This window comes from Sphingobium sp. SCG-1, from assembly GCF_002953135.1.
In the GTDB taxonomy this organism is placed as follows: Bacteria; Pseudomonadota; Alphaproteobacteria; order Sphingomonadales; family Sphingomonadaceae; genus Sphingobium.
Window position 1 is genome coordinate 189,098 of the sequence record NZ_CP026373.1, and the last position, 13,161, is coordinate 202,258.

The 13,161-nt window shown below is 57.9% G+C and carries 11 protein-coding genes; 8 read left to right on the forward strand and 3 right to left on the reverse strand.

Going from position 1 to position 13,161, the window contains the following annotated elements; genetic code table 11:
• Nucleotides 1-195: 195 nt before the first annotated feature.
• Nucleotides 196-1,545: a PepSY-associated TM helix domain-containing protein gene (locus C1T17_RS20675; protein WP_223262973.1), complete on the forward strand. Its 1,350-nt coding sequence runs from the start codon at nt 196-198 to the stop codon at nt 1,543-1,545.
• A 137-nt stretch (nt 1,546-1,682) separates the two neighbouring features.
• On the opposite strand, the gene C1T17_RS20680 is transcribed toward C1T17_RS20675, so the two are convergent.
• The gene (locus C1T17_RS20680) at nt 1,683-2,135 is read right to left on the reverse strand and encodes a pseudoazurin (RefSeq protein ID WP_104955531.1); all 453 of its coding nucleotides are present in this window, start codon (nt 2,133-2,135) and stop codon (nt 1,683-1,685) included.
• A 188-nt stretch (nt 2,136-2,323) separates the two neighbouring features.
• Between C1T17_RS20680 and adh the strand changes: the two genes are divergently transcribed.
• The 7 genes from adh (at nt 2,324) to tnpC (ending at nt 10,452) form a co-directional block, all read left to right on the forward strand.
• Nucleotides 2,324-3,844, forward strand: a complete 1,521-nt coding sequence (adh, locus tag C1T17_RS20685) for an aldehyde dehydrogenase (RefSeq protein WP_104955532.1) — start codon at nt 2,324-2,326, stop codon at nt 3,842-3,844.
• A 99-nt stretch (nt 3,845-3,943) separates the two neighbouring features.
• Entirely contained in the window at nt 3,944-4,354 is a 411-nt protein-coding gene (locus C1T17_RS20690; RefSeq protein WP_104955533.1) for a DUF779 domain-containing protein, read from the forward strand.
• A gap of 20 nt (nt 4,355-4,374) precedes the next feature.
• On the forward strand, nt 4,375-5,580 hold the full coding sequence (locus C1T17_RS20695) for an FIST N-terminal domain-containing protein (protein WP_223262974.1): 1,206 nt from the start codon (nt 4,375-4,377) through the stop codon (nt 5,578-5,580).
• Entirely contained in the window at nt 5,577-7,847 is a 2,271-nt protein-coding gene (locus C1T17_RS20700) for a NahK/ErcS family hybrid sensor histidine kinase/response regulator (RefSeq protein WP_104955534.1), read from the forward strand. The genes C1T17_RS20695 and C1T17_RS20700 overlap by 4 nt, the downstream gene beginning before the upstream one ends.
• 263 nt (nt 7,848-8,110) lie before the next feature.
• Nucleotides 8,111-8,494, forward strand: a complete 384-nt coding sequence (locus C1T17_RS20705) for a transposase (protein WP_104955535.1) — start codon at nt 8,111-8,113, stop codon at nt 8,492-8,494.
• Nucleotides 8,491-8,838 (forward strand): IS66 family insertion sequence element accessory protein TnpB, encoded by a 348-nt coding sequence (tnpB, locus tag C1T17_RS20710; protein WP_093021011.1) that lies wholly within the window; start codon nt 8,491-8,493, stop codon nt 8,836-8,838. The genes C1T17_RS20705 and tnpB overlap by 4 nt, the downstream gene beginning before the upstream one ends.
• Nucleotides 8,839-8,940: 102 nt before the next feature.
• Nucleotides 8,941-10,452 carry an IS66 family transposase gene (gene tnpC, locus C1T17_RS20715; protein ID WP_411269255.1) on the forward strand — a complete coding sequence of 504 codons (1,512 nt, stop codon included), beginning with the start codon at nt 8,941-8,943 and terminating at the stop codon, nt 10,450-10,452.
• Nucleotides 10,453-10,590: 138 nt separating this feature from the next.
• Here the strand turns inward: tnpC and C1T17_RS20720 are convergent, their stop codons facing one another.
• Both C1T17_RS20720 and C1T17_RS20725 read right to left on the reverse strand, forming a co-directional pair.
• Nucleotides 10,591-11,265, reverse strand: a complete 675-nt coding sequence (locus C1T17_RS20720; protein ID WP_189338626.1) for a response regulator transcription factor — start codon at nt 11,263-11,265, stop codon at nt 10,591-10,593.
• A 74-nt stretch (nt 11,266-11,339) separates the two neighbouring features.
• The gene (locus tag C1T17_RS20725; RefSeq protein ID WP_104955537.1) at nt 11,340-13,082 is read right to left on the reverse strand and encodes a methanol/ethanol family PQQ-dependent dehydrogenase; all 1,743 of its coding nucleotides are present in this window, start codon (nt 13,080-13,082) and stop codon (nt 11,340-11,342) included.
• Nucleotides 13,083-13,161 lie beyond the last annotated feature (79 nt).

Here is a 13,161-nt window from a genome sequence, read left to right on the forward strand (position 1 = left end):
AGGACCGGGCGTTCTGCCCGCGTGTGCGCGGGCAACGGCCATGGCACGCCTAACCTCAACTTCGGAAGCCTGTCTGGGGCAGCTATCACGGGTTCGGATCCGAACGGCTGGCTCCGGTTGGAGCTTTGCGGTCCTCGAGGTACGCCGTGAGGCTCGGGACTCGCCAGGTTTCTGTCTCTCAGCGAGGCCTCTGCCATGACCGTATTAAGAAAAATGGGAACCCAACGGACAGGGAGTGATGGGCACACCGCGTTTTACGGCGCCGTTTGGCGCTGGCATTTCTACGCCGGCCTAGCCGTTCTGCCGATCTTGCTATGGCTAGCGGTTACCGGAAGTCTGTACCTCTACAAGCCGGAGTTGGAAGCTTGGATTTATCGGGACTGGTCCGAAGTCCCTCCGGCCGGCGCCGCGATGGCGCTTGGCGCACTAGTCGAGAAGGTCGACCGACAGTCAGGGCTTCACACCGTGCAGATCGCTCGGCCGGTGTCGGCCAGTGAAAGCTGGCGGTTCAAACTCGCCGATGCGCACGGCGGATCACACCTTGCGTTTGTGAACCCGTATGACGGCACGATCCTTGGTGTAACGAGCGACGGTGGGGCAATGCAGACCGTTCGAGAGTTGCACAGCCTGATCATCACTGGAAAGATCGGCAATATGGTCGTTGAATTGTGTGCGGGTTGGGCGGTCATCTTGATACTGAGTGGCTTATATTTATGGTGGCCAAGAAAGGGTAGCTTGATCGTGGGTTTACGACGGCCCTTGGCAGGACGCCGCGTCTGGCGGGACGTCCACGCCTCGGTTGGGCTGCTGTCTTCCTCGGTCATATTGTTTCTCGCACTGACGGGCATGCCATGGACGGGCGTCGCTGGAAACGCGCTGCAAAACTATGTCGCCGCTCATGGTTTCGGTCGACCTCCCCGCCCGGTAAGCGGCGGGAAAGAGGCCGAACACGAGGGACACGGAAATGCGCTGAGCCGGGCATCGCTGCCTTGGTCGTTGCAAATGGCGCCGCCTCCCCATGTCGCCGGTGACGATCACATGGGACCCGATCATATTGTCCATATTGCAGCTGCGCGCGGATTGGCCGCACCATGGGTATTGAGCCTTCCCAAATCGGGCGAGCCCTATGTCGTTTCATTTGTCGCGCGCAAAGCGGAGGACGCGCACATATTGTTTATCGACGGCACTAAGGGACAGGTTCTTCAAGAGGTCCGATATGATGATTTCGGCTCTGGTGCGCGTATTATCGAGTGGGGGATCGCGACACACCAGGGGATCGAATACGGCGAGCCCAATCGGGTGGTCATGCTGCTGGGCTGTTTAGCGACGGCGATCCTCTGCCTCACGGCTCCTATTCTATGGTGGAAGCGTCGCCTAGGGGGCAGGTTGCGTCCTCCCCCTCGGGCCAGGACGTCGGACGAAGCCCGCACCGTAGCCATCGTGATGATCGCCATCGGCATACTCCTACCGCTCACCGGTCTCTCCATGGTGGCGATACTTGCTATAGAGTTTGCCGGCAAGAAGCTGCGGGCCGCCGCCAGCTAGCGGCGGCCCGCTGAAAGTCCGTTTTTAAAGCAAAATAACGAAGCTGCGGCCCCTTCAAAGGGCCGCAGCTTTTATCTAGCGGCTGACGGTCAGCAAGACATTAATAACTTGCCGTTCGGACTGGAGTAGCCCGGCACTTACTTCACGCTTGGCCAAAGCCCGCTCATACGCTTTTGCGCCAGGCCAGGAAGCTTTGCGGCTTTCGCCGCGGCAAGATTGCTCGGCTTCGACCCGACCTGCACCAGTGCCACCATTCCCATCGAGTAGTGCGGCTTGCATTTAAATCCATAGACTCCGCCCTTTTCGAACTTGACAACAAGTTCCTGGTTCATCTTACCCGCGACAGGCGTCGCACCCGTTGGGAGAATCTCCGGCATCGACTCAACGTTGTGGCTCTTGTCAGTTGGGACAAATCTTATGCTGTCACCGACACCAACTTTCACGAACGCCGGCTCAAACACCATCATACCGGCCGCGCCCTGGTTCTTCATCTGGATCACCACTTCCTTGGCCATAGCGGGCGCGCTCGCCGCGATTCCGAGTGCTCCGGCAACCAGATAAGTGTAGAGTTTCATACGCAAATCAACCATTTAGCTATCCTCTCCCGCTGTCATTCAGTCAGACACGCAGTTCCCCTGTCGCCTGATAAGACCGGATCGGAGGCCTGCTCGGCAATTGGCCTTTGGTACAATGGCGCGTGGCGACACTAAGTGGGACAACAATTAGGCAATCTCAGAGATACACGCCGTTCGAGACGTGGACATGCCAGGAGGGCCTTATGCTACACCAAGCCATCGAAAAGTTGAACGCTAACGTCGCTATTCGTTCGAAATATGATAATTTTATCGGCGGTCAGTGGGTGGCCCCTATGGGAGGCGAATATTTCGACAATCCCTCGCCGATCACCGGGCAGAAAATTTGCTCCATAGCCCGATCGAAGGCGGAAGATATTGAACTGGCCCTGGATGCCGCGCACGCTGCAAAGGACAAATGGGGACGTACGTCTGTAGCAGAACGGGCGCTGATCATGAACCGGATTGCAGACCGGATGGAGTCAAAGCTCGATCTACTGGCGCTGGTCGAGACGATAGACAACGGTAAGCCGATCCGTGAAACCACAGCTGCGGATCTCCCGCTGGCGATCGACCATCTGCGCTATTATGCTGGCTGCATTCGCGCGCAAGAGGGCTCGCTATCGGAAATTGACGATGACACAGTTGCCTATCACTTCCACGAACCACTTGGCGTGGTCGGTCAGATCATACCTTGGAACTTCCCGATACTAATGGCCATCTGGAAGTTAGCGCCGGCGATTGCCGCGGGCAACTGCGTCGTGCTCAAGCCGGCCGAGCAAACCCCCATGTCGATCATGGTTCTCATGGACGTGATCAGTGACCTGCTTCCGGCTGGCGTAATTAATGTCGTAAACGGCTTTGGTATCGAGGCCGGCAAGCCATTGGCCCAAAACAAGCGCATCGCAAAGATCGCATTCACCGGCGAGACAACGACCGGTCGCCTTATCATGCAATATGCTACCGAGAATCTTATTCCCGTAACGCTTGAACTCGGCGGCAAGAGCCCGAATATTTTCTTCGCAGATGTCATGGCAGAGGACGACGATTTTCTTGATAAGGCGATCGAAGGGTTCACCATGTTCGCGCTCAACCAAGGCGAGGTTTGCACATGCCCCAGCCGCGCGCTCGTCCATGAGTCAATTTATGACCGTTTCATGGAGAAGGCGATCGCTCGGGTACAAGCCATCCGTCAGGGTAGCCCTCTCGACGCAGCGACGATGATCGGCGCGCAGGCTTCAAACGATCAGCTCGAGAAGATTCTGTCATATATCGACATCGGTCGCGGCGAAGGCGCCAAAGTGCTGACTGGCGGCGCGCGCAGTGCGCTCGATGGCGAACTTGCCGAAGGCTTCTATGTTCAGCCAACGATCCTGGAAGGGCATAACAAGATGCGCGTTTTCCAGGAGGAGATTTTCGGCCCCGTCGTGGCGGTCACGACGTTTAAGGACGATGCCGATGCGCTCGCGATCGCGAATGACACACTTTACGGCCTCGGCTCCGGTGTCTGGACGCGGGACGGAACACGTGCCTATCGCATGGGCCGCGGCATCAAGGCCGGTCGCGTTTGGACGAACTGCTATCACGCCTATCCGGCCCATGCGGCTTTTGGTGGGTACAAGCAATCGGGCATCGGCCGCGAAACGCACAAGATGATGCTCGATCATTATCAGCAGACCAAGAATCTGCTTGTGAGCTACAGCCCCAAAGCTTTGGGATTTTTCTGAGCGGAGCCTCTTACGGAACGCAAGTTCTGTGATGATAATTTACCCCCCCAGGGCGGCGGATCGGTGGTCCGCCGCCCGCCCCGTTTTTAGGAGGCCGCCATGCAAATTCCAGCACGCGTGACGATTACCGACGTTGCCGATGCACTTCTGAACCGGCTTAAGCAAAAGCATGGCCCACTCATGTTCCATCAATCGGGTGGCTGTTGTGACGGCTCTGCGCCGATGTGCTACCCTGCCGGAGAATTTCGAGTCGGTGGTCAAGATGTTCTGTTAGGATATATTTCAGACGCGGTACCGGTGTGGATGGGCGCGGCACAGTTTGAATTTTGGAGACACACGCAACTGACGATCGATGTCGTGCCAGGCCGCGGCGCTGGATTCTCGCTTGAGAGTCCAGAGGGGTTTCGCTTCATAGTTCGCAGCCGCGTGTTTACCGATGAAGAGGCGACGATCCTCGATGGCGCTCCATCACTCTCCACCGGCGCAACCGGGCATTCGGTGATGGCCTGAACCCGATTTTTTAATGTATCATGCGGGATGACGAACTGGTCGGAGCATGGCAGGGTGCCCCTGTGCAGAAAATGAAAAACGAAGCCTCCATCTTGGATGGCGCTGTTCGAGTCGGCACCTCGTGCCTAGACGACACGGAGCAGGCGGTGCGCTCGGTTCTGCGTCAACTCGAATGGCCGGATCTTGCCGGTGCGATGATTTTCTGCTCGAACCGCTATGACCTCTCGGTCGTATCCAATGTTTTGAGCGAATGCGTGCAGAATGTACGCGTAATTGGCTGCACCTCGGCTGGCGAACTTACGCCATCTGGAATGGATAGCGGCACGATAACAGCAATCGGTTTTCCGGACACCGATTTCTCGTTCACCACGGCTTTCATAGACAATCTCGAAACCTTCGACGGAATTGCCGCGCAGAAGGCAATCCGGACAGCCGCGGCAAAATCGATCGAAAGTTCGCGGCGCTTAGGTGATAAGCTAAATCGCGCTGCGATATTCCTGATGGACGGTCTTTCGCACCGCGACGAACTCGTCACTGTGACAGTCCAGGACGCGCTTGGCGGCATTCCCATGGTGGGTGGCTCGTCGGGGGACAGGATCGCTTTTCGCGACGCTTTCGTTTTTCACGATGGCGCGTTTAGAAGTAACTGCGCCGTCGTCGGCATTCTCTCGACGTTGCGACCCATGAAGGTTTTCCGAGCACAATATTATGTGCCGCGAGACGAGAAGATGGTCATCACGAGCGCGAATGTCGCCAACCGCATCGCTTTGGAACTCAACGCAGAGCCGGCTGCTCTTGAATATGCGCGGTTGACCGGTGTCTCGGTTGCGGATCTTGGGCCCGAGGTGTTCGCAGCCCATCCTCCGATGGTGCGGGCTGGCGGCGAATATTATGCGCGATCCATCCAATGCGTTAATCCCGACAATAGCCTCACTTTCTATTGCGCAATAGACGAAGGCATCGTCATGACGTTGGGTGAAAGCACGGATATTGTCCGGGAACTCGAGCAGTTATTTGCCGGATTGGCGGACGAGGTGTCGGGGGTGGACAAAATCATTGGATTCGATTGCGTCTTGAACTCGATTGAGGTGGCGCACCGGCAGTTGACATCCGCCGTGTCCAATCTTTTTGCGCAGCAAGGGGTTGTAGGATTTAGCTCTTATGGCGAGCAATTCGGCTCGCTGCATGTCAACCAGACGTTGACTGGTTTAGCGATCGGAAAATGACAAAGACTTTTGAGAGCTTGGGCAGACATGCCAACGGCTCAGCCGAGTATGAACTCCAAAAGTTGCGACGCATTAACACTGCGCTTATCAACCGTGTCGAGCGTGCAACCGACTTACAGGGTAACGCATTTTCGTTGTTCGAAACGGCTATCACGCTGGAGAGTAGAGTCCGCGATCGGACGGTTGAACTTGAGCGGACGTTGAGTGAACTCGCAGCTGCAAGTGCCTCGTCGCTCCAAGCCAGGTCGATCGCCGAAGACGCTCAGCGTCGACTGCGTGACGCTATCGATACAATCAATGAAGGCTTTGCCCTCTTTGATCAGAACGATCGGCTGGTCCTGTGCAATCAGACTTATCTAGGCCTCTGGCCCCGAATTGCCGATCGAATTCACGCTGGAATGGCATTCTCCGAGATCGCTCAGATGATCGTTACTGATGGCACGACATTGGGGGCAATGGTCGCGCCGGACCGCTGGGTCTCCGAGCGATCACGTCAACATGCCGTTGCTGCGGGCGGCCATGTTCATGCTCTGGCCGATGGGCGCTGGATCCAGATCAACGAGCGCAGGACGAGCGATGGGGGCATCGTGTGCCTTTATACGGATATCACCGAAGCAAAGGCTGAGGACGCCCGCCAGCGCGCCCAGGAACTCGCGGAGAAATCGACGCTGCTCCAGGCGACGTTGGACAATATTCCGCAAGGGGTATGCGTGTTTGGTCCCACCGGTGAATTGGTCGCGTGGAATGGATCGCTTCGCGCATTGCTTGATCTTCCGGCCGACGTCGCAGACGCCATTGCCACACACGGCCGTTTTTTATCGCTCTGGAACGTCAGAAGGGCCGATATCGGCGAAAATGACTGCGTCGAATGGTTAGGTAGCGAGGAAAAAGAGCGGATCGTTCAACGTTCGCTATCAGATGGCCGAAGTCTGGAAATCCGTCGCGCGCGAATGCCCGATGGAGGCCTCATGATAACCTTCAGCGATATAAGCGAGAGCCGGCGAGCGGCGACTGTGTTGCTTGAAGCAAATGATTCCTTGGAAAGGCGAGTGGCCGAGCGTACGTCCGAAATGGCGGCTGTGAACTCGAAACTTCAACGCGAAATAGCCGAACGCCTCGGCGTGGAAGCTGCCCTGCGCGAAGCGAAAGGACTGGCTGAACAAGCCAACCTCTCCAAGACACGGTTTCTGGCAGCTGCCAGCCACGACCTATTGCAACCTCTCAACGCAGCACGGCTGTTCGTCTCGGCTCTGGAAGATCGAAGAATGGCGTTGGCGTCGCGGGCGCTGATAAATCAAACCAGTTCAGCGCTCGAATCAGTGGAATATCTCCTTGAGGCTTTGATGGAGATATCGAAGCTAGATGCAGGTGCCGTGGTTCCCGAACTGAGAGAATTTCCGATCGGAGACCTCTTGCGAAACATGAAGGCGGAATTTCTCCCCCTTGCCCGCGCCGGTGGTCTTGAGCTGCGAATCTCTGATTGTGGAACTTGGGTTCGATCGGATGCACGCCTGCTCAGGCGCGTCCTCCAGAATTTTATATCAAATGCTATAAAATACACCAAAACAGGGACAGTTAGCGTCGAATGGACCATCCGCGGTGACGTGGTCCGTCTGTCTGTAACTGACACCGGGCCGGGTATTCCTGCCGAGCATCACGTGGAGGTTTTCCAGGAATTTTTTCGGCTGGATGGCGGAGCGCCAAACAGGGGAATGGGGCTCGGACTAGCAATTGTCCAAAGGGCGAGCCGGATGCTTGACCATCCCGTTCATCTGGAGTCCAAACAGGGCGTTGGATCGACATTCTCAATTGATGTACCCACCACGACAGCCCAGGCCACAAGCATAGCCATCCCGGCCTTGGCCAAGCGGCGGGACCTGTCGGCACTCCGGATTCTCGTGATAGACAATGACATCAGTATATTAAGCGCGATGACTGCGTTACTTTCCGGCTGGGGTTGCGAGGTGCTGACCGCACGCGCGGCCGACGAAGCCGTGTCCTATCTTCGATCGCACGATGCCATTCTTCCGCATCTGATTCTTGCCGATTATCATCTGGACTGTGATGCCTTGGGAGATGATGCCGTTCGGCTCTTCCGCAGCGAGGCGAACGCGCAAATTGCCGCAATCATCATTACTGCTGACCGCTCACCTGACCTGCGGCAGCACCTCATGCGGAATGGCTTCCACGTTCTCACGAAACCACTTAAACCGGCTCAACTTCGGGCGATGCTAAGCAGGACCGTCGAAGACCTGCATCTTCCATAGAACATGAGTGCCACTGCGGTGAGACAAGGCTGCGAGAAGGCTGGAGGCGGGTCGTTTTACTGCCGCGCCCCGATTTTTAACGGACCGTTTGGCGCGCATGCGCATGTTCCCGACTTGCAATCCCTTTGTAAGCGGGGTCTGACGGCCGCCTTGCATGCCGGGCATCCGACGGGTTGATTGCCGCTCTTTGAGCGGGGTGGCCGGTGTCGGACGAGATCGAGGATTCAGCAAGCGGTGCAGCGACTACTCATATGAGTGGTCGTATGAGTAGTCGGATAGAGGTCGTTCGCCGAGTGTCGGGCCGTCGCCGTTGGACGGTGGAGCAGAAGCTGGCCGCGCTGCGGGATGCATTTGGTCCAGAAGGTTGCGTGCGCACGGCCTGTGAACGCCATGAGGTTGGCAGCGGCTCGATCTACACATGGCGGCGACAGGCAATGTCCGGCGAGCTGACCGGGGTGCGCAAGCCGATCGAGCCTGCATTTGCAGAGGTGCAGATCGGCGAGCAGCTGGCCTTGCCCGCCCCAACGGTTGCGGCGCGTAGCAACGGCGTGATCGGGATCGAGCTGCCATCGGGCATCAAAGTGAGTGTGGACGCCACGGTCGATGCCGATGCGCTGTCGCGGGTGATCGGCGTTCTGGCGCGATGATCCCGCTGCCGCCATCGACGCGGATATTCCTGGCCTGCGGCGCGACGGACATGCGCAAGGGCTTCGACGGCCTGGCGGTGATGACGCAGCAGGTTCTGGAGGAGAGCCCGCATTCCGGTGCGCTGTTCGCCTTCCGGGGCAAGCGGGGCGATCTGGTCAAGCTGCTCTGGTATGATGGCCAGGGCATGTGCCTGTTTTCCAAGCGGATGGACCGTGGCCGGTTCGTGTGGCCCTCGACCAAGACGGGGTCGGTGGTGATGACGGCGGCGCAGCTTTCGATGCTGTTGGAAGGCATCGACTGGCGGCGCCCGGAGCGTACATTTACCCCGTCACTGGCAGGATAAAATGCCCGGATTATGGCGCTTTTTCTGGCATGAAGGCGGCCGATCGGCTATACGATCGCGGTGTCGGATGCAGGCTTTTCCACCCCTGATAAAGATGCTCGGATCGCCGAGCTTGAAGCCGCATTGGCGGCTGCCCGCGCCGATATTTCCGCCCGTGACATCCTGATTGATACGCTGCGCGTGCAGATTGCACGCCTCAAGCGGATGCAGTTCGGCAAGTCGTCGGAGAAGCTGGACACCCAGATCGCGCAGCTTGAGCTGGCGCTGGAAGAGCTCGAAAGCGAGGCCATCGTCGCCGCCGCGCGGCGGGCCGATCCAGTTCAGGCAGATCGGCCATCACCGGTTCGGGCGCTGCCCGCCCATCTGCCGCGTGAGGAGCAGCGGATCGAGCCCGAGCAGGGCAACTGCACCTGTCCGGACTGCGGCGGCGCGCTGCGGCCGCTGGGGCAGGATAGCGATGAGATGCTCGATGCCGTGCCGGTCCAGTGGCGCGTCGTACGGACCATCCGCCCCAAGTATAGCTGCCGGTCCTGCGAGAAGGTCGTGCAGGCACCCACACCGGTAAAGGCGATAGCGCGGGGCAAGGCGACCTTCGGCACGCTGGCCCACGTCGTTGTCTCCAAGTTCGACCATCATCTGCCGCTCTACCGTCAGGCTGAGATAATGGCGGCGCAGGGCATCGAGATCGATCGCTCGACGCTGGCAGGCTGGGTCGGCCAGGCATCCGTGCTGCTCGACCCGATCATCAGTCGTGTCCGCGAGATCGGCCTGACCGCCTCGAAGATCCATACCGACGATACGCCGGTCCCCATGCTTGATCCGGGTCGGGGTAAGACGGCGACTGGCAGGCTCTGGGCTTACGCCGTCGACGATCGCGGCTGCGGCGCCACGACCCCGCCGCTGGTCTGGTACGAGTTCACCACCGATCGGACCGGTGCACATCCCCAGCGGCAGCTAGCCAACTTCACCGGCTATCTGCAGGCCGATGGCTATGCTGGCTATGACAAGCTCTACGATACCAACCGCGTCACCGAAGTCGCCTGCTGGGCGCATTTCCGGCGCAAGATATTCGACATTCATGCGACCAAGCCGACCCCGCTCACCACCGATCTGCTGGAGCGTATCGGTCAGTTCTATGAGATCGAGGCAGAGGTTCGCGGCCATCAGCCCGATATCCGACGACGAAGCCGACAGGACCGCACCAAGCCGCTGATCAACGAGTTGCATCAGGCACTCGACGATGCCCTGCGCCGTCTCTCGCCCAAGTCCGAGATGGCCAAGGCCATTGCCTATGGCCGCAAGCGTTGGGACGCGCTGACACGCTTCCTCGACGATGGCCGACTGGAGATTGATAACAACATTGCCGAGCGCGCCATGCGCTGCGTGGCCCTGGGCCGCAAAAACTGGCTGTTTGCAGGATCAAAGGCGGGCGGTGATCGGGCCGCCGCCATCTACTCCATCATCGAGACTGCCAAGCTCAATGGCCTCGAACCGCAGGCCTACATCGCCGATGTCATCGCCAAGATCGCTGGCGACTGGCCTGCCGCGCGCTGGGATGAACTCATGCCCTGGAACTGGCAGCCAGATCAGCAACCGATCGCCGAAGCCGCCTGATCTGCGGCCTCCAGCCCACGCTTACATCCCTTTTGGAGTTGCCAAAGGATTTCAGTCGGGTCGGTTTTCTCATAGCGTGGGTCTAGCCACCAAAGCGCGCTAGGCCAGGCCTCTGATCGGTTGCGACGATATCAGTATCTAATGGTGTCCCTCGGGCGTCTCAGTCGAGGTAGCGTGAAAATTGACACGCGTTGCCAGCAAAACCGCTTGGGTGCGACTAAACACATTTAGCTTGTTCAGTATCGCCGACACGTGCGCCTTAACGGTTGTTATCGACACATCCAGCTCGAATGCAATTTGCTTGTTGAGCATGCCCGCAACTACAAATCCAAGAACAACCTTCTGTTGGGGCGTAAGTGTATCGATGCGACGCAAAATATCGACTTCAGCAGGGCCTGCTGGCGTACCCGCGTCGCTCCAGTCTTCAGGAAAGAAAATCTCTCCTGCCGCAATACGTCGAATAGCATCAACAATTGCACTGCGCCGGAGGGATTTGGGGATGAAACCCGATGCTCCAGCCGCGAGCGCATCTCTTGCGACGCCAAATTCCTGCGACGCTGAAACAATCGCCACCGGTATTGCAGGATAGCTCGCGCGCAACCGTTCGAGACCCGACATTCCATTTGACCCGGGCATATGAAGATCGAGCAACACCAGATCAAGGCTGCCTTCACGTTCTATGACCGCAATCGCCTCGTCAAGGCTGGCCGCTTCGAACAACTCAAATCGGTCGAATGCCGCAGATATGACGGTCCGCAGTCCGTCACGAACAAGCGAGTGATCGTCCGCGATCAAGATACGTTCCAATGCCATTTCCTCTCCAGCCGAAGTGCCGTGAGCACCTCGACCGGAGTGTCCGAGGAGATGCGGTACTTTGACCGATCCCACTAGTTTTTGGGAAGTTTGAACACCCACAATGCTCCACCTTGGTTAATATGTTGAACTGCCTTTGCGACCTCGCCACCCCAAAGCGGGACCGCGCCGCCCCAGCCAGACATTACCGCTATATACTGCTCGCCATCCTGGTCCCATGTGATCGGGGATCCTACCACGCCAGAGCCAGTGTTAAACTTCCAAAGTTCCTTGCCGGTTTTCGCGTCAAACGCCTTGAGATAGCCCTCTGGTGTCCCGGTGAAAACGAGATTGCCCGCGGTGGTGAGCACGCCGCCCCACAGGGGTGCTTTGTTTTTATACTCCCACACGATCTTGCCTGTGGCGGGATCCACCGCGCGCAGCGCGCCGATGTAATCGGGATAGAGCGGCTTGATGGTGAAGCCGGCACCCATGTATGCGGCACCCTTTTTATAGGCCACCGGCTCGTTCCAGATATCCATGCCCCATTCATTGGCCGGCACATAGAAAAGTCCGGTTTGCTGGCTATACGCCATAGGCATCCAATTCTTCGCGCCCAGGAATGCCGGAGCCGAAAAGACCGACGTGCCCTTTTCGGTCGTCGGCGGGCCTGGACGATTGGCATCGACATAGATCGGCCGGCCTTTGGAATTATAACCGGTGGCCCAGGTTATCTTGGACACGAAGGGCGTTGCCGAAAGGAATTTGCCGTTTGTTCGGTCGAGCACGAAGAAGAAGCCATTGCGATCCGCCTTGGCGCCCAGCTTCATCTCCTTGCCCTTCCACTTCGCATTGAAGGGAATGAGCTCGTTGACACCGTCAAAATCCCAGCCGTCGTGCGGCGTTGTTTGATAATGCCATTTGATGACGCCAGTGTCGGGATCGAGCGCCAACGTCGACGAAGTATAAAGATTGTCGCCCGGCCGCAAATGGCTGTTCCACGGCGCGGGATTGCCGGTGCCCATGTAAATGAGGTTGGTCTCTGGATCATAGGTGCCGCCGAGCCACGTCGCGCCGCCGCCAGTCTTCCAGGTATCGCCTGGCCAGGAGCTATTGACCTTACCGGTTACACCATTGTCTTTTCCATTAAGGGTGCCCATGTTTCCTTCGATGGTGGGCCGGGACCAGATCAATTCTCCGGTATTGACATCGCGGGCCTCGACGGCCCCTACAATTCCAAATTCACCGCCCGAATTACCCGTGATAACCTTGCCGTTAACGATCATCGGCGCTGCGGTGAAGCTAAATCCTGCTGCATAGTCAGCAATTTTCTTGTTCCAGATTACCTTACCCGTGATGCGATTCAGGGCAACGAGGCGCGCGTCCAGCGTACCGAAGATAATCTTATCGCCATAGATGGCTGCCCCGCGATTGACGACGTCACAACAAGGCATAATCCCGTCTGGCAGTCGTGCCGTGTATTCCCATTTTTCTTCACCGGTTCGAGCGTCAAATGCGAACAGCCTTGAGTAACTTCCAGTGACATAGATCGTGCCGTCATACACCAGCGGCTGGGACTCTTGGCCGCGCTGCTTTTCACCGCCCAGGGACGAGGCAAAGGCCGGCACGAGCTTTTCAACATTTGTTGCATTGATGGTCGTGAGCGGGCTGAAACGTTGCGCTTGCAGGCCCATGCCGTTGGTAAGGACATCACCGGTCGATTTTGCGTCGTTCGCGATATCGGCATCGGTTGGCCCTTCGGGCGCGGCCAGCAACGGACTTGCGATGAAAGCGCTGAGTCCCACCAAAATCGTCGAACTATGGAAAAACTTTTTCATACTTATCCCCTCCTACTTTGCTCAGGTGGCGTCTCGGACGATGAACGAGGCTAAGCTCGCTTCGACACTCCCACAATTA